The sequence below is a fragment of the Methylobacterium gnaphalii genome, from assembly GCF_007992215.1.
GTDB classification, from domain to species: domain Bacteria; phylum Pseudomonadota; class Alphaproteobacteria; order Rhizobiales; family Beijerinckiaceae; genus Methylobacterium; species Methylobacterium gnaphalii.
Map to the genome: position 1 here is coordinate 109,870 of NZ_BJZV01000014.1, position 15,714 is coordinate 125,583.

A 15,714-nucleotide genomic window follows, 5' to 3' on the forward strand; every position below is an offset into this window, starting at 1 on the left:
CCTCAGCGACGCGGCTGCTGTTGGGCGACGCCGAAGCGCACGATTGTGAGACCAGCCTCCGGGGCAGTCTCCGCCGAAGCCGTCTCCACAGTCTTGCCCGTGTCCTGGATGCTGCGCAGAGCGAGGGAGATCGCGCCGGTCTTCTGCGCGAGGGAGACGATCTCCGCCTGAGCAGGTGTCAGGGCCAGAGTGGCGTTGTCGCCGGTCACGACAGTCTCGCCATTGCGCTCCTGAACGACTTGGCCGACAGCGAGAACGCGGATGTCGGTGAGGATGGTCTGCGCTATCGGCTCGCCATTGATGCCGGCTGAACCTTTGCCGATGCTGATGACGTCGACGTGATCATTCGGCAGCACGAAGCCACCCGCTGAGGTCGATCCACCCCGCTGGATCTCGACCGCGACGGCGCGCATACCCGCCGGCAGGATTGCCGACATGAAGCCGCTGCCGGCCTTGACCAGCTTCTCGGATCTGATCGGCTCGTTGGCAATGAAAGTCGCCCGGGTCATTGACCCGGCCGTCTCCTCGAGAGCTTTCGGAGCATTTGCACGCGTGATGTAGCCAGGTGCAAGCGCTTGGTCGGGCCAACGCTGCCAGCGCAGGTCTTCCGGCTTCAGCGTCTGGCCCATCGGCATGTCGGCAGCCGCTACGAGCACGTCCGTCGTTGGCAGGGCCGGGGCCTGCGCTGCGGGCGGAGAGGGGGGAGGCGCGTCATCCCCGCTCATCAAGTAGGCAGCACCGCCGCCCGCGACGAGCGCTATGGCGAGAACGGCGAGACGCGCTGGTTTCATCGGAGCTAGAGTCCTGACAACGGTGCGATCACCGTTCAGACGTCAGGCTTAGGTCGGATTCCTCAAATTACGGTTAATTGCTGGTGACCATTGGGTTCTCGCATCGTCCCGTCCGTGCACCAGGGATCAGTTCGATCCTTCGAACCAGCCAGGAGGCATTCCGCTACACTGGAGCATCAACCTATAGTTGTCATATTAATTGCTGACTTGTAACTCAGGCACACGAAGCCGGGCGCTCAGTATCATGATGGTCAGGATACCGTCAGCCAAGGCGTCAGAAACCACACACATTCGACCATAATTCCGTCTGAGGAACGACTGCGAGACCTGCTGCAGCGAGAGCGATGCCGTAGGGTACGCCCGTCTCCTTGTTGTGGAGATGCCTGGCGAAGGGAAGAGACCGGAGCAGCGAAGGCAGCGGGTGGGCGCGAACCATCAGCAGGAGAATCGTCAATCCGCCGCCGAGGACGGAGGCGACGAGCAAGTAGTCCATCATGTTGCCGATGCCGATCCATAGAGTGGTAGCGGCCGCTAGCTTGGCGTCGCCACCGCCGATCACGCCAAAGGCGAATAGGGCGAAGGTAATGGTCAGCGTCAGCATCGCGGCACCGACGTGCCAGCCGATTTCGGTCCAACTCAACCCGGAAACGCCTACGACTGCCGCAAAGGCAGCGACCAAGGCGAGGGATATCCAATTTGGGATGAGCATTGTCAGCAAATCGCTCGATGCCGCATAGGCCATGAGAAACGGAAAGACGATGAGGAGGCCGACCCAGCCCATGATCGTACAACCCTCGCTGTTTTAGTTTTCGAGGCGGCGCACTGGAAACGCGCGAAAGGACCGCTATCGGGAGCGATCCTTTCGTCATGACTGCTGTGGAGCACATAGCTGCCAAGCAGCCGGACGCCCCCAAGCGAAAGAGCGTTGTCGGCGAGTAACCCTACGGAGCCGCAACTTTCGTAGCGATGTTGCCAAACTGGGTATTCAGGTTGGTGCCAACGGCCTTGGCGCCGGCAATGATCGCCACTGCGATGAGAGCAGCGATCAAGCCGTATTCGATGGCGGTCGCGCCGGACTCGTCGGCGAAAAAACGCTTCATGATTGTCTTCATAGCTGTATTCCTGGTCTAGCAGCTTGCGCGGTTGCTGTCGGAGATCTGTTGTTCGACCCTCGGCTTGCCCAATCTGCTCTCGGGGCGTTGCGATAGCGTTAAATGGTTCGGCGAAACCGGATCGTCAGCCCGCGTTTCACGTGAATGGTGAAGCAAAGGTTATTGGGATTGTGACAATCTGCATTTGTCGTCTCGACGAGTACCGTTGCTAGACGATGCTTCCCTATGCCGTTCATGACGCCGCTTTGGCGCGAGCGTGGCTTGAACAGCCTTCCCGCAACCTCCATATCGTTTTGTGCGGCGAGCGATCGCTGCCGGAAGCGCTGCCGCGGCGGGTTTCCTGATCCACGAAGTGCCTGTCAGGACATCTCCGAACCGGGCTGTCCTTGGGCTTCGAAAGGTTCGCGCGAGACGATGACACGGCCTTCTCCGTTCGGGCATCCCTTCCTTCTGGGCTTCGACGAGATCGAGCAGGCGCTCGACCGTGTGTCGAAAGCCGCTAACGACGGTTATCCGCCCTACAACATCGAGCGTGTCGGTCGCACGGAGTGCGAGCCGGAACGGTTACGCATCACGCTCGCAGTGGCTGGCTTCACGCGAGACCAGCTCGACGTCATGTTGGAAGAGAACCAGCTCGTGGTTCGAGGCCGCCAGATTGACGACAAGTCGCGTCAATTCTTGCATCGCGGCATCGCCGCCCGCCAATTTCAGCGAGCTTTCCTTCTCGCCGATGGGATGGAGGTGCTGGGTGCCGACCTGTCGAACGGCCTGTTGTCCATCGACCTCGCTCGGCCAGAACCCGAGCGCGTTATTCGCAAGATTACGATCGCGGCCAAGGATGTGTGATGGAGCACACCTTACGGAACGATCGTTTACCCATCCGGAGTTGTCGCCGCACTGAGGCGGGACCACATCCCGGAGAACGCTCTGCCACTTGGAGGGCCATCATGACCGAGTTCGACACCTCATCGACTGCTGTCCCGCAGTTCGATCCGTCCGAGTTTGCCTCGCTGGGCGAAGGCCAGATCGCATATGTCCGCCCGATCCGCTCGGACGAGGTTCGCCAGTTCTTCCCGCAGGCCCCGGAGTTGACGCCAGGCCTAGATCTGTACGCCCTGCTCTCGGCAAGCGGCGCCCCGATCCTTCTGGCTGATTCCCGCGATGTCGCCCTGGCCAATGCCATGGCGCATGACCTTCACACCGTGAGCCTGCACTGACGTCCGCCATGAGCGGCCATCAGGCAATCGCTTCTACCGTTCGCAGGATGAGTTCGATGTCCTGCGGGCGGGAGAGGCGGTGATCGCCGTCCTTGATGAGCGTCAGAATAGTGCCCTTTGCCGGAAGTCGGTCGATAGTCTTCAGGGCGTGGGTATACGGCACGTCCGGGTCGTTCATTCCCTGCAGGATATGGACGGGGCAGCCTAGATCCAGTGCGTCGGTGAGCAAGCGATTGCGTCGGCCGTCTTCGATCAGGGCGCGCGTCACGGGAGTGGGCTCTGGAGAGTAGGACGTGTCGCGATACCACACGCCGCGCTGTTCGATCTCCGCCCGCACCTCAGCGGGAAAAGCTTCCCACATCAGATCATGCGTGAAATCAAGCGCTGGCGCGATCAGTACGATTCCAGCTGGATGCCCATGGCCCTGACGAAACCTTTCGCGGACAGCCAGGGCTGTTACCCAGCCCCCCATGGATGACCCAACGAGAATTGGACGGTCATCCGCAAACCGTTCGATGACCGCAACAGCATCCTCAACCCAGGTCGAGATGACGGCGTTGACGAAGGCGCCGCTCGATTCACCGTGACCCGTGTAATCGAACCGGACCAACGGACGCCCGTGGCGCTCTGCCCAGGCATCGAGTGCCCTGGCCTTCGTCGCGCGCATGTCGGAGCGGAAGCCGCCGAGCCAAACGATCGGGCGACCATCGCCCGAGCGGACACGTAAGGCGATCTCCCGCTGCTGCGCGCCAGCACCGACTGTGATCGTCGCGACCGGCAGATCGTCGTCCGGGCCGTTGATCGCGTTGTCTTGCGCCATGTCGTATCGGTCCTTGCGATCAACCGCTGCCATGTCTCAGGACATGCCGGCTTCGTTTACGGAAACCTAAAGCGCCCGCGCGATCTTGAGGCAATGATCGAAAACAAAATGTTCGGCTGGCCTAGCGCAGCCTGTGGAGCGGCCGACCCTGGCATGATCGATGCTGGTCGGCCGGGATTTGTTCGCGATGAATGAGCCGAACCGCACCGGCACCTTCCCAAGTGAGGCTGCACCGCTCGCCGGCCTCACCATCCTCCAAATCATCCCGAGCCTCGATGCGGGCGGCGCGGAGCGCACGACGGTCGATATCGCCGAGGCGATCGCCGCAGCGGGGGGACGGGCGCTTGTCGCAACAAAGGAAGGCCGGCTGGTCGGCGAGCTGCAGGCCAAGGGCGGCGTTTGGCTTCCGTTTCCGGCAGATGCCAAGAACCCGGCGACGATGGCGCTCAACGTGTTTAAGCTGGCCAAGCTGTGCCGGCGGGAGGGTGTGAGCCTAATCCACGCGCGCTCCCGCGCACCGGCTTGGGTCGCGCTCGGTGCCGCACGTCAGCTCCGGGTGCCCTTCGTGACGACCTATCATGGCAGCTATTCCGGCGTGAGCAGCGTGAAGGTGCTGTACAACTCGGTGATGGCACGCGGCGACGTTGTCATCGCCAACTCGCACTACACGGCGGATTTGATCCAGGCGCGGCATCCTGATCAGGCGAGAGACCGAATCCGGGTGATCCATCGCGGAACGGATCTCTCCGTTTTCAACGCTGGCGCCGTCACGGCGACACGGGTCGAGGCGTTGCGCCGGAACTGGGGCGTATCCTCTCACGAGCAGATCATCCTGCTGGCCGCACGGCTGACAGCATGGAAGGGCCAACGGGTGCTCATCGAGGCGGCCGCCTTGCTGCGCAACCGTGGTTTCAAGGACTTTGCAGTGGTGCTGGCGGGCGATGCGCAGGGGCGCACAGGCTACGAGCGCGAACTCGATGCCCTGGTCGCAGCGCGCGGCCTTGAGGGCGTCGTGCGCCGGGTCGGCCATTGCACCGACATGCCGGCTGCCTTCCGCGCGGCCTCCGTGGTCGCCGTCCCCTCCGTGGAGCCCGAGGCCTTCGGACGCTCAGCGGTTGAGGCCCAGGCACTCGGGACGCCGGTGGTCGTCACCGGTATCGGAGCTGTCCCGGAGACAGTACTGGCACCGCCGGAGACGGAGGCCTTCCGACGCACCGGATGGCGGGTGCCGCCCAACGATCCAGCTGCCCTCGCGGAGGCGCTCGGCGAGCTTCTCGCACTCGGTGCCAGTGCCCGGGACGCTCTGGCGCTACGAGCACGGGCGCATGTCGAGACGCATTTCTCGCTCGAGACCATGATCGCGAATACCCTCGACGTGTATCGAGGACTGCTTCAGCGTTAAGGCTGTCGAGCGTGCCGAAGGTGCGGCATGAACCGAAACAGTCTCTTCGAGTTGACTTGTCTGAAGGTTTTGCCAAGGTGCTGTAAACCGGCCTAGCTGGTTCACATGGTGGCCGGGACCTGCCCAGGGGCGGATTCAAGGCTGCCGTTTTGTCGTTTTTCAGGAGATCAAAGCCATTCGTAGACCTATGAGAGCCATGCCGGCCCCGCAGAAGGACGGGCCGCGCGCCAACCGAGACATCCGTGGCGTCCGTGAGGTTCAGCTCATCGACCAGGACGGACAGAACAAGGGCGTCGTTCCCTTTTTCGAAGCGCTCGAGATGGCAGAGGAAGTCGGTCTCGATCTGGTCGAGATCGCTCCGAACTCCGTTCCTCCCGTCTGCAAGTTCCTTGACTACGGGCGGTTCCGCTTCCTTGAGCAGAAGAAGCAGAACGAAGCCCGCAAGCGGCAGAAGACGGTCGAGGTCAAGGAGATCAAGCTCCGCCCCGGCATCGACAAGCACGACTACGATACGAAGATGAAGTCCGTGCATCGGTTCTTCGAAGAGGGCGACAAGGTCAAGGTGACCCTGCGCTTCCGCGGTCGCGAGATGGCGCACCAAGACATCGGCCTTCGCCTCTTGGAGCGGGTGAAATCCGAGACGGCCGAGATCGCCAAGGTCGAGAGCGAACCGATGCTCGAAGGCCGTCAGATGATCATGATCCTGGCCCCGCGCTGAGCCCATCGCTCGCGCAATCCAGTCGGTCGACGTTTTCGCCGCCTCCGAACGAGGCGGCGTTTTCGTGTCCGGTGCTCCCAAGTCGTTCCGGGGCTCGCCTTGGCGAAACCCGGAAACCACGACTGAGCACTGATCACTACAGTGTGACAGGTCGATTCAGGGCTGCGCTTCGCGCAGCCGGAATGAAGGCAATTGCGATCACTTCAACAGTGAGATTTGCACGTCACCCGTCCGGCGCTCCACCGCGACGGTGACGTCGTCGCCGTGCCGGTGCACGCGCAGATCCACGCGCGAGTTGCCGAGCTTCAGGTTGTACAGCGTGACCGCGTCGAGGAAGTGCGGCAGCATCGGGTTGCGCAGGCGGATGCGGTTCTTGTCGTGCACGATTTCCAGGCCGAGGCAGGAGGCGAGCAGCGCGAAGGGCGTCGCCGCCGCCCAGGCCTGCGGCGAGCAGGCGACGGGGTAGTTCACCGGGCCGCGCTGACGGCGGCGCATGAAGCCGCAGAACAGCTCCGGCAGACGCTTCTGGTCCTGATAGAGGGAGGTATCGAACAGGCCCTGGAAGACGCGGGTGGCCTCGGGCTTCAATTCGTAACGGGCAAAGCCCATGGCGATCATGGCGTTGTCGTGGGGCCAGATTGAACCGTTGTGATACGACATCGGGTTGTAGCGCGCCTCGCCCTTGGCGATCGTGCGGATGCCCCAGCCATTGTAGCCATCGTTGCAGAGGAGTTGGTCGGCTACCTGCTGCGCACGCTCGGGCTTCGCAATGCCGGTGAACAGGGCGTGACCCGCATTCGAGGAGCGCACGGCGCATTGCCGCTTGTCGCCGTCGAGCGCGAGGACGTAGGTACCGATGTCGTCGTTCCAGAACGCCTTGTCGAAGGCTTCACGCAAGGCGTAGGCCTGCTTCTCGAGCTTGATCGCGAGCTCGGAATGGCCCGTCAGCACTGCGAGCTTCGCGGCACCTTTTTTGGCAGCGTAGACGTAGCCCTGCACCTCGCAGAGCGCGATCGGCGCCTTGGCCATGCTGCCATCGGCATGGAAGATTGAGTCGTGGCTGTCCTTCCAGCCCTGGTTGGCGAGGCCGTTCTCGGTCTCGCGGATGTATTCCACGAAGCCGTCTCCATCCCGGTCGCCGTAAGTGTCGATCCAATCGAGCGCGAGCTTGAGAGCTGGCCAGATATGCTTGATCGTGTCCAGGTCGCCAGTAACGGCGTAATACTCGGCAGCCAACATCACAAAAAGCGGCGTGCCGTCGATGGTGCCGTAATAGTGCCGGAACGGGACCTCGCCGAGCATGGCCATCTCGCCACGTCGTGTCTCGTGAAGCACCTTGCCGGGCTGGGCATCAGCGGCAGGATCGACGGCCTTGGCCTGCGTGGCGGCGAGGAAGCGCAGCACGCCCTTGCCGAAATTCGGGTCGATCCACAGCGCCATCATCGCCGTGATGATGCCGTCGCGCCCGAACACCGTGGAGTACCAGGGGATGCCGGCGAAGGGATAGATTCCCTCCTGCGTACGGCTCGCGAGCATGTAGAGATCGGCGGTTGCCCGGCAGAGGGACTCGTTGAACTGGTCGTTCGACGAAATGATCGTGGTGATGCCGGCTGTGAGCTGGCGCTGGTCGCGGCGGTTGTCGCGATAGGCGCGAGCGAAGATGCGTCCCTCGGATAGGCCCCTGGTTGCGCGCTCGCCGCCGGAGCTACCCGCTGCGCGCGAGAGGGCGGCGGCGGCGTCCTCGCCGGCGCGCTGCTCGGTCGGCACACTGGTGAAGGCGCGGTGAGAGTCGCAAACGACGCGGATGAACATCGAGGTGTGCTCACCCGGGTTCATCGTCACCTCGAACTCGGCGCGGCCCGGCTCGATACGCTTCGGTGTCGGGCCGAAATGCAGGGAGGTACTACGGACAATCTCATCGAGGCCGACGTAGCGGAACTGCACCGTGTTCTCGTTCGCCACCTGGACCGAGCGCTTGCCGAACCGGGTGCGATTGGTGCCGCGCACCTCGAAGAGGTCCCGGAAATCGGCGTCAAAGGTCACGCTGATCTTCAGGGTCCTGCGGCGCGTATCGTAGTTGCGCAGGCCGATCCGGTCGTAGCAGGTGCCCTTGAACAGGAACTTGGTGCGTTCAATCGCAATAAGTTCGCGCGGGATCGAGGTCTCGTCCTGGGCATCAATCCGGATGTCCGGCGTCGTCATGTCGACGCTGAGCGCGCCGTTGTCGTCCTGCATCACGGATGACAAGATCAGCGGCCGCTGATCCTCCACGGTGAAGGCGAGGCGCGACAGGTAGCGCGTGTCCTGGAAATAAATTCCCTCGGGGCCGGCGAAGACACCAATGTCGCCGTGGGTATCGAGGACGGCGAAGGCTTCGCCGTACTTGAGCGACCGCAGTGGCCGCTCGACGAGCGAGGTCTGCGCCTCGATGTGATACTGCGGGAGCGCTTCGTCGGCGTCCTGGAAGCCGAGGACCGGTTTGGTCGTGGTGTCGTCATCCGCGACGACCTGAGCCTTCGCCGCTGCCTCGTCTGCTGCCATGCCGAGTACCCTTTGCTGCGATGATACCGGACTGTCCGCGCTGAAGCGCGAATCATAAAGGCCGCCGATATTAAACGGCGGCCCAGTTCGGACACGTCAGTTAGGCGATAAATCGGCGCCGGCGAGGGGCCGGCGCCGATGAATTCATCAGGCAGGAAGAGCCGCCACGTTGATCGAGGGACGGGGCGAACCGTTCACCTCGCCGTGATGCGGGGTGAAGCTGCCCGCGGTCGGCAGATCGACGACGTTGCCGCGGCTGGCCAGGAGTTGCTCGTAGGCAGCAACGTACTTCTTCACCATCACCTCGGCGGTGAACTGGCTCTCGAAATGCTTGCGCACGCCGGCACGGGGCAGGTCCTTGGCCTTCAGGCAAGCCTCGACAGCCTGATCCATGTTGTCGACCACGAAGCCGCTCACTCCGTCCTTGATCACCTCAGGAACAGACCCGTTGCGGAAGGCGATCACTGGCGTGCCGGCGGACATCGCCTCGATCATGACAAGGCCAAAGGGCTCCGGCCAGTCGATCGGGAAGGCGAGAGCAAGCGCGTTGCCGAGGAAGTCCTTCTTCTGCTCCTCGTTGATCTCGCCAATATACTCGATCAGCGGATCGTGGATCATCGGCTCGATCACGTCATCCCAGTAATCCTGGTCCGCCTTGTCGACCTTCGCCGCGATCTTCAGAGGGATCCCCGAACGCTTAGCCATCTCGATGGCGCGGTCCGGACGCTTCTCCGGGGAGATGCGGCCGAGGAAGGCGAGATAGCCGCCCTTCGACTCCGGATAGTATGGGCAGTTCTCCTTCGGCAGGCCATGGTGGATGGTAGCCAGCCAGTTGGAATCCTCCGGCATCGGAGTCCGCTGGTTGTCCGAGATCGACACCAGAGGCATGCCAGTAAAGGTCTTGTAGACCGGCATGAAGTCCGGCACGTCGAGGCGACCATGCATGGTGGTGAGGGTCTTATGATACAGATCCTCGAACATCGGATACTGCAAGAGATCGATGTGGAAGTGGATGATGTCGAACTCGTGAGCCCGGCGATGGACGTGATGCAGCATTGCGAGGTGACCCGCAGTATGATCACGGTAGCCGAGAAGGCGCAGGCCCTCCGGATGGCAAGCTGCGAGCTTGGCCGAGGTCTCGGAATCGCCGCTGGCGAATAGCGTCACGTCATGGCCCTGACGGACCAGCTCTTCTGTGATCCAAGAAACAACACGCTCGGTACCGCCGTAGAACTTGGGCGGGACAGCCTCAGCGAGCGGGGCAACCATTGCGATGCGCACGAAAACGTCTCCTTGACAGGACGAAACGATGAGTTGGGGGGGAATGTACGCACGAGGCCTGAGCCGAACATGAACGAAACGGTAGGCTGAGATTTATGGTTCCGCAGGCTTGGCCGTTCGGTGTGGATTTCGGTGGTGAGTGAGTGGGTGCCCAACCTCCGAACGACGTTTGCGAGGGCGAGCGAAGCTGGTCGGGACAGGCCCGAAGCCTAGCACTACGGGACCGCAACCGGCGGTTGTGCGCAGCTACCTGACATTGACCGGTCAGGCACGAGCGGATCGAGCCGGCAACGGATCGCTGTCCGATCCGCGTTGAAACCCCGCGATCTTTCTGTCATAAGCCGCCCCGCGTCGAACCGCCCGGCCGATAGGGCTGCCGTGGCGGTTGCCGTTGCTTCCCGAAGCATCATTCGCGCAGGAATGCCGGACACACCGGTCGGCATGCTTTTGCGCCAGGAGAGCCAAATGCCCAAGCTGAAGACCAAATCGGGCGCCAAGAAGCGCTTCAAGATCACCGGCACCGGCAAGGTAATGTACGCCCAGGCCGGCAAGCGCCACGGGATGATCAAGCGGACCAAGAAGCAGATCCGCAACCTGCGCGGCACGACGACCCTGTTCGAGGGCGATGCCGTGAACGTGAAGAAGTACTTTTTGCCGAACCAGCGCTGAGCGCTTTCCGGCGAGAACGTCTCTCTTCACCTCAGTCGAGTCTGTTTTTTAGAATCCCAGGAGATCTCCCATGGCCCGCGTCAAACGCGGCGTGACCAGTCACGCAAAGCACAAGAAAGTACTGAAGGCCGCCAAGGGCTATTACGGCCGCCGCAAGAATACGATCCGTATCGCCAAGCAGGCGGTCGAGAAGGGCATGCAGTATGCCTATCGCGACCGTAAGAATAAGAAGCGCACCTTCCGCGCTCTCTGGATCCAGCGCCTCAACGCTGCGGTCCGCGAGCATGGCCTGACGTATTCGCGTTTCATCAACGCTCTCGCATTGGCCGGCATCCAGGTCGACCGTAAGGCACTGTCCGAGATCGCCATCCACGAGCCGGCGAGCTTCGCCGCCATCGTCGAGAAGGCCAAGGCGGCGCTCCCGGCCGAGACCAAGAAGGCAGCCTGAACTCCCTGCGGAGTTCTCAGACCTGACAAGGCGCGGCGCTCGACAGCGCCGCGCCTTCTTTTTTCGCCGCGCTTGCGCGACTTCACGCAAAGCGCGAAAGCAGCGCGCGCCGCCGCCGCTCTTGGACAAGCGATGATCGATCTCGAAACCCTCGAACGCGACCTGCTCGGCCAGATTGACACCGCCGCTGACGAAGCCGCCCTCGAAGCCTTGCGCGTTTCTGCGCTCGGCAAGAAGGGCAGCGTCTCCGAGCTCTTGAAGACGCTTGGCACGATGACGCCGGAGGAGCGCAAGGAGCGCGGCCCGCTCATCAATGGCCTGCGCGATCGCGTCACCACCGCCCTCGGCACGCGCCGCGAGGCGCTGCAGGGCGCCGCCCTCGAAGCCCGTCTCGCCTCGGAGCGCATCGACGTCACGCTTCCGCTGCGCGAGGCGCCGGAAGCCCGCGGGCGCATTCATCCGATCAGTCAGGTCATCGACGAAATCACCGCGATTTTCGCCGATCTCGGCTTCTCGGTCGCCGAAGGACCGGACATCGAGACGGACGAGTACAACTTCACTGCGCTGAATTTCCCCGAGGGCCATCCGGCCAGGGAGATGCACGACACCTTCTTTCTGGCGCCGGACCATCTCGGCCGCCGCAAAGTGCTGCGCACGCACACCTCGCCTGTCCAGATCCGCACGATGCGCTCGGTCGAGCCGCCGATCCGCGTCATCATCCCGGGTCGCACCTACCGGCACGATTCCGACCAGACACACACGCCGATGTTCCATCAGGTCGAAGGGCTGGTTATCGATCGCCAAGCCAACATCGCCAACCTGAAATGGGTGCTGGAGAGCTTCGCCCGCGCCTTCTTCGAGGTCGACAGCGTCGGAATGCGCTTTCGCCCCTCGTTCTTCCCCTTCACCGAGCCCTCGGCCGAGGTCGACATCCAGTGCACGCGCAAGGGCGGCGAGATCCGCTTCGGCGAGGGTACGGACTGGCTGGAGGTGCTTGGTTGCGGAATGGTCCACCCAAACGTGCTGAAGAACTGCGGACTCGACCCCGATCAGTTCCAGGGCTTCGCCTTCGGCATGGGCATCGACCGGCTCGCCATGCTCAAATACGGCATGCCGGACCTGCGTCCGTTCTTCGAGGCGGATATGCGCTGGATCGAGCATTACGGCTTCCGGCCGCTCGACGTGCCGAGCCTGGTCGGCGGACTGACAGCCTAAGCCACGATCGTCTCACGGGCCGGGGCTGAGACCCCGGCGGAACGCCTTGGCGTCCGCGAAGGACTGCACCGATGAAATTCACCCTATCCTGGCTCAAGGAACACCTCGATACCGAGGCGTCGCTCGAGGCCATCGCCGATACGCTGACCCGGATCGGTCTCGAAGTCGAAGGTATCGAGGACAAGGCGGCTGCGCTGAAGCCCTACGTCATCGCGAATGTCATCAGCGCCGAACAGCACCCGAATGCCGACCGCCTGCGTGTCTGCATGGTCGATGCTGGCGATGGGGCGCCCCTGCAGGTGGTTTGCGGCGCGCCGAACGCGCGGGCGGGCATGAAGTCTGTGTTCGCGCCGCCCGGTACATACGTCCCGGGCAAGAACATCACGTTGTCGGTCGGTACCATCCGCGGCGTCGAGAGCCGCGGAATGCTCTGCTCGGGTGCTGAACTCGGCCTCGGCGACGATCATGACGGCATCCTCGATCTGCCGGCGGACGCGCCAATCGGCATGGCCTACGCCCTCTATGCCGGCCTCGACGATCCGGTCATCGAGATCAACCTGACCCCGAACCGCTCCGACTGCGCCTCGATCCACGGCATCGCCCGCGACCTCGCTGCGACCGGGATCGGCACACTAAAGCAGGAGTCCTTCCAGCAACTGCGCGGCGAGGGCGCCTGCCCGGTGCCGCTCGCCATCGAGCTCGGTGAAAACCGCGATCTCTGCCCCTACTTCACGCTGCGCCTCGTGCGCGGCGTGACGAACGGGCCGTCGCCGGACTGGATGCAGGCGAGGCTTCGGGCCATCGGCCTGCGCCCAATCAACGCGCTCGTCGACATTACCAACTATCTGACCTTCGACCGTGGCCGGCCGCTGCACGTCTTCGACGCGAAGAAGGTAGCCGGCGGCCTGACCGTGCGACTGGCCCGCGAGGGCGAGGAGTTGAAGGCGCTCGACGGCCGCACCTACCGGCTCGATGCCGAGACCGTCGTGATCGCGGACCAAAACGGCGTCGAGTCGATCGGCGGTATCATCGGCGGCGAGGCCTCGGGCTGCGACGCGGACACCACCGACGTGCTGATCGAGTCCGCTCTCTGGAACCCGCGCAACATCGCCCGGACCGGCCGCCGTCTCGGCGTCATCACCGATGCCCGCTACCGCTTCGAGCGCGGCGTTGATCCGGCCTTCACCCTGCCGGGCCTCGACGCGGCGACGCGACTCGTTCTCGACATCTGCGGTGGCACCGCGAGCCAGCCCAGCATAGCCGGCGAGCCGCCCGAGACCGACCACGTCATCGACTTCCCCTGGACAGAGGTCCGGCGCCTGGCCGGGATCGAGCTGTCGCGGGCCGAGATGAAGGTGACGCTGGAATCGCTCGGCTTCCACGTCGCCGGCAGCGGCGATCGCGTGAAGGTGCTTACCCCGTCTTGGCGCCCTGACGTCGAGGGCAAGGCCGACCTCGTTGAGGAGATCATTCGCATCGCTGGCCTCGACCGGATCGAGCCGAAGCCGTTGCTGCGCTCCGAGACGGGCACCGTCGGGCCGAAGCTTACGGTGCTCCAGCGCCGCACACGCAGCGCCAAGCGCGCGCTCGCGAGCCGCGGCCTCCTCGAAGCCGTGACCTGGTCCTTCATTCGGCACGAGGATGCCAAGCTCTTCAACGGGGGTGGAACAGATCTCGCGCTGGCCAACCCGATCGCATCCGACCTCTCGGACATGCGCCCGAGTCTCGTCCCTGGCCTTCTGCGCAGTGCCCAGGCCAATGCCGATCGCGGCTACGGTGACGTCGCCCTGTTCGAGGTCGGCCAGTGCTTCGAGACGGACCAGCCCGAGGGCCAGAGCATCCGTGCCGCCGCGGTCAGGCGCGGAAGCGCCCGTCACGCGGGCGCCGGCCGGCACTGGAGCGGCACGATGCCCGTCGTCGATGCCTTTGAGGCGAAGGCCGATGCGCTGGCGCTGCTGACGGCTTTGGGCATTCAGACCGGTGGCCTGCAGATCGTCGCCGGAGGCCCGGAATGGCTGCATCCCGGCCGCTCGGGCACGCTTCAGTTTGGACCGAAGAATCCCGTCGGCTGGTTCGGCGAGATCCATCCGAAGGCGATGAAGGCGCTCGACCTCAAGGGCGCGCTGGTCGCCTTCGAGATCACCCTCGACGCGCTGCCGCTGCCGAAATACAAGCCGACCAAGGTCAAGCCGGCGCTGGCGCTGTCGGACCTGCAGGCGGTCTCGCGCGACTTCGCCTTCGTGGTCGGCCGCGACGTGGCCGCCGCCGACGTGATCCGCGCCGCGCAGGGGGCGGAGCGCAAGCTCATCACGGGTGTCGAGGTGTTCGACATCTACGAGGGCGTCGGCATCCCCGAGGAGTCCAAGTCCATCGCTGTGGCCGTGCGGTTGCAGCCGGTCGAGCGCACGCTCACCGATGCAGAGATCGAGGCGGTGAGCGCCAAGATCGTCGCCGAGGTCGCCAAGAAGACCGGGGCGACCCTGCGCGCCTGAGGAGGCGATCATGGACGAACAGCTCGTCGGGCTTCTCTCGGAGGCGAAATTCCTCCCAAAGGACGCGCTTCGCCGCGCTGTGGCGGCCCCGGATTCCGTGGCCGAAGCCGTGCTCCGGGTCGTCGACCTTACGGCCGAGAACCCGGACGCGCTGAATGACGAAGAGGCGAACCTGCTGTTCTGGGGCCTGCACGCTCTGGCTGCCGCCCGCGACACGCGTCTCTTCGCACCGCTGCTGCGCCTGTTGCGCCAGGACAGCGAAACCCTCGACGGGCTGCTTGGCGATGCCCTGACAATCACCCTGCCGCGCGTGCTCGCCGGCAGCTTCGACGGCCAGGCCGACGCGCTGTTTCGCCTGATCCTCGACAGCACGATCGATGATGCCGTGACGAGCAGCGCTCTCACGGCCATGAGCTTCCTCGTCCGCGAGGGCCTCATCGCGCTCGACCAAGCCAAGACCCTTCTGATCCGCTTCGACGACGCGCGGGTGGCAGTGGAGGATAGCCTCGGCTGGAGCGGCTGGGAGCAGGCCATCGCCTATCTCGGCCTGAGCGACCTTGCCCCGCGCGTCGAAGCCGCGCGCAAGGATGGCCGGATTACCGACGAGTTCAGCGACCTCCCATGGTTCCGCCGTGCTCTCAGGCAGGTCACGTCCGAACCGCCGAGCTTTGAGGCCTTCGAGGGGGAAGCTTACGGCTATCTCGACGATCCTGTGAGGCAGCTGGCCTGGACCGCAGAGGAGGCCGGCCAGCCCGTGAAGAACCCGTTCAAGGATGTCGGCCGCAACGATCCGTGCCCCTGCGGCAGCGGCAAGAAGTACAAGAAGTGTTGCCTTAACCTGGAGCAGCCAGCGCAACTGCCTGGCCTCTCCTAGCGCACAGCATCTGCGGGCTGCTGGACTAGCGAAGAAACCGCTCGCTCCCGCGCAGTGTCCTGTTGTGCAGCCAAATCGTTCTGTATACAGAACGCTGCTAATGGAAGCGGCGGGGCTGCCGCGGCATTCTCGAA

General features: G+C 63.8%; 15 protein-coding genes. 9 read left to right on the forward strand and 6 right to left on the reverse strand.

Annotation, left to right across the window (positions count from 1 at the left end; translation table 11 throughout):
* Positions 1–2: 2 nt before the first annotated feature.
* From cpaB to MGN01_RS13720, 3 genes are all read right to left on the reverse strand, one after another.
* On the reverse strand, positions 3–791 hold the full coding sequence (gene cpaB, locus MGN01_RS13710; RefSeq protein ID WP_147047213.1) for a Flp pilus assembly protein CpaB: 789 nt from the start codon (positions 789–791) through the stop codon (positions 3–5).
* A 274-nt stretch (positions 792–1,065) separates the two neighbouring features.
* A complete protein-coding gene (locus tag MGN01_RS13715) occupies positions 1,066–1,572 on the reverse strand; it encodes an A24 family peptidase (protein ID WP_147047215.1) in 507 nt (168 codons plus the stop codon).
* A gap of 160 nt (positions 1,573–1,732) precedes the next feature.
* Positions 1,733–1,903, reverse strand: a complete 171-nt coding sequence (locus MGN01_RS13720) for a Flp family type IVb pilin (protein WP_147047217.1) — start codon at positions 1,901–1,903, stop codon at positions 1,733–1,735.
* A gap of 414 nt (positions 1,904–2,317) precedes the next feature.
* Here MGN01_RS13720 and MGN01_RS13725 point away from each other — a divergent pair, with 414 nt between their 5' ends.
* On the forward strand, positions 2,318–2,749 hold the full coding sequence (locus MGN01_RS13725) for an Hsp20 family protein (protein ID WP_147047294.1): 432 nt from the start codon (positions 2,318–2,320) through the stop codon (positions 2,747–2,749).
* A 101-nt stretch (positions 2,750–2,850) separates the two neighbouring features.
* A complete protein-coding gene (locus MGN01_RS13730; protein WP_147047219.1) occupies positions 2,851–3,120 on the forward strand; it encodes a BQ00720 family protein in 270 nt (89 codons plus the stop codon).
* Positions 3,121–3,139: 19 nt separating this feature from the next.
* Here MGN01_RS13730 and MGN01_RS13735 read toward each other — a convergent pair whose 3' ends face one another.
* Positions 3,140–3,940, reverse strand: a complete 801-nt coding sequence (locus MGN01_RS13735) for an alpha/beta hydrolase (RefSeq protein ID WP_147047221.1) — start codon at positions 3,938–3,940, stop codon at positions 3,140–3,142.
* Positions 3,941–4,127: 187 nt separating this feature from the next.
* Here MGN01_RS13735 and MGN01_RS13740 point away from each other — a divergent pair, with 187 nt between their 5' ends.
* Positions 4,128–5,342: a glycosyltransferase family 4 protein gene (locus MGN01_RS13740; protein ID WP_147047223.1), complete on the forward strand. Its 1,215-nt coding sequence runs from the start codon at positions 4,128–4,130 to the stop codon at positions 5,340–5,342.
* A 196-nt stretch (positions 5,343–5,538) separates the two neighbouring features.
* Entirely contained in the window at positions 5,539–6,060 is a 522-nt protein-coding gene (gene infC, locus MGN01_RS13745) for a translation initiation factor IF-3 (RefSeq protein ID WP_238258133.1), read from the forward strand.
* Between the two features lie 198 nt (positions 6,061–6,258).
* On the opposite strand, the gene MGN01_RS13750 is transcribed toward infC, so the two are convergent.
* Both MGN01_RS13750 and MGN01_RS13755 read right to left on the reverse strand, forming a co-directional pair.
* On the reverse strand, positions 6,259–8,601 hold the full coding sequence (locus tag MGN01_RS13750; RefSeq protein ID WP_147047227.1) for an amylo-alpha-1,6-glucosidase: 2,343 nt from the start codon (positions 8,599–8,601) through the stop codon (positions 6,259–6,261).
* Positions 8,602–8,748: 147 nt separating this feature from the next.
* Positions 8,749–9,882, reverse strand: a complete 1,134-nt coding sequence (locus tag MGN01_RS13755) for a glycosyltransferase family 4 protein (protein WP_147047228.1) — start codon at positions 9,880–9,882, stop codon at positions 8,749–8,751.
* Between the two features lie 465 nt (positions 9,883–10,347).
* Between MGN01_RS13755 and rpmI the strand changes: the two genes are divergently transcribed.
* The 5 genes from rpmI to MGN01_RS13780 all read left to right on the forward strand — a co-directional run bounded on the left by rpmI (position 10,348) and on the right by MGN01_RS13780 (position 15,580).
* On the forward strand, positions 10,348–10,551 hold the full coding sequence (gene rpmI, locus MGN01_RS13760; protein WP_147047230.1) for a 50S ribosomal protein L35: 204 nt from the start codon (positions 10,348–10,350) through the stop codon (positions 10,549–10,551).
* A gap of 70 nt (positions 10,552–10,621) precedes the next feature.
* Positions 10,622–10,999, forward strand: coding sequence for a 50S ribosomal protein L20 (gene rplT / locus MGN01_RS13765; RefSeq protein WP_147047232.1), 378 nt, complete (start codon positions 10,622–10,624; stop codon positions 10,997–10,999).
* Positions 11,000–11,131: 132 nt separating this feature from the next.
* Positions 11,132–12,214, forward strand: a complete 1,083-nt coding sequence (pheS, locus tag MGN01_RS13770) for a phenylalanine--tRNA ligase subunit alpha (RefSeq protein WP_147047234.1) — start codon at positions 11,132–11,134, stop codon at positions 12,212–12,214.
* A gap of 71 nt (positions 12,215–12,285) precedes the next feature.
* Complete coding sequence (pheT, locus tag MGN01_RS13775) at positions 12,286–14,706, forward strand: phenylalanine--tRNA ligase subunit beta (protein WP_147047236.1); 2,421 nt, start codon at positions 12,286–12,288, stop codon at positions 14,704–14,706.
* Positions 14,707–14,716: 10 nt separating this feature from the next.
* Entirely contained in the window at positions 14,717–15,580 is an 864-nt protein-coding gene (locus tag MGN01_RS13780; protein ID WP_147047238.1) for a DUF1186 domain-containing protein, read from the forward strand.
* Positions 15,581–15,714: the final 134 nt, after the last annotated feature.

What these genes read in the sequence shown, in the direction of transcription:
- cpaB (WP_147047213.1), bottom strand. Translation starts at nt 791, where the DNA reads ATGAAACCAGCGCGTCTCGCCGTTCTCGCCATAGCGCTCGTCGCGGGC.
- MGN01_RS13715 (WP_147047215.1), bottom strand. Translation starts at nt 1,572, where the DNA reads ATGGGCTGGGTCGGCCTCCTCATCGTCTTTCCGTTTCTCATGGCCTAT.
- MGN01_RS13720 (WP_147047217.1), bottom strand. Translation starts at nt 1,903, where the DNA reads ATGAAGACAATCATGAAGCGTTTTTTCGCCGACGAGTCCGGCGCGACC.
- MGN01_RS13725 (WP_147047294.1), top strand. Translation starts at nt 2,318, where the DNA reads ATGACACGGCCTTCTCCGTTCGGGCATCCCTTCCTTCTGGGCTTCGAC.
- MGN01_RS13730 (WP_147047219.1), top strand. Translation starts at nt 2,851, where the DNA reads ATGACCGAGTTCGACACCTCATCGACTGCTGTCCCGCAGTTCGATCCG.
- MGN01_RS13735 (WP_147047221.1), bottom strand. Translation starts at nt 3,940, where the DNA reads ATGGCGCAAGACAACGCGATCAACGGCCCGGACGACGATCTGCCGGTC.
- MGN01_RS13740 (WP_147047223.1), top strand. Translation starts at nt 4,128, where the DNA reads ATGAATGAGCCGAACCGCACCGGCACCTTCCCAAGTGAGGCTGCACCG.
- infC (WP_238258133.1), top strand. Translation starts at nt 5,539, where the DNA reads ATGCCGGCCCCGCAGAAGGACGGGCCGCGCGCCAACCGAGACATCCGT.
- MGN01_RS13750 (WP_147047227.1), bottom strand. Translation starts at nt 8,601, where the DNA reads ATGGCAGCAGACGAGGCAGCGGCGAAGGCTCAGGTCGTCGCGGATGAC.
- rpmI (WP_147047230.1), top strand. Translation starts at nt 10,348, where the DNA reads ATGCCCAAGCTGAAGACCAAATCGGGCGCCAAGAAGCGCTTCAAGATC.
- rplT (WP_147047232.1), top strand. Translation starts at nt 10,622, where the DNA reads ATGGCCCGCGTCAAACGCGGCGTGACCAGTCACGCAAAGCACAAGAAA.
- pheS (WP_147047234.1), top strand. Translation starts at nt 11,132, where the DNA reads ATGATCGATCTCGAAACCCTCGAACGCGACCTGCTCGGCCAGATTGAC.
- pheT (WP_147047236.1), top strand. Translation starts at nt 12,286, where the DNA reads ATGAAATTCACCCTATCCTGGCTCAAGGAACACCTCGATACCGAGGCG.
- MGN01_RS13780 (WP_147047238.1), top strand. Translation starts at nt 14,717, where the DNA reads ATGGACGAACAGCTCGTCGGGCTTCTCTCGGAGGCGAAATTCCTCCCA.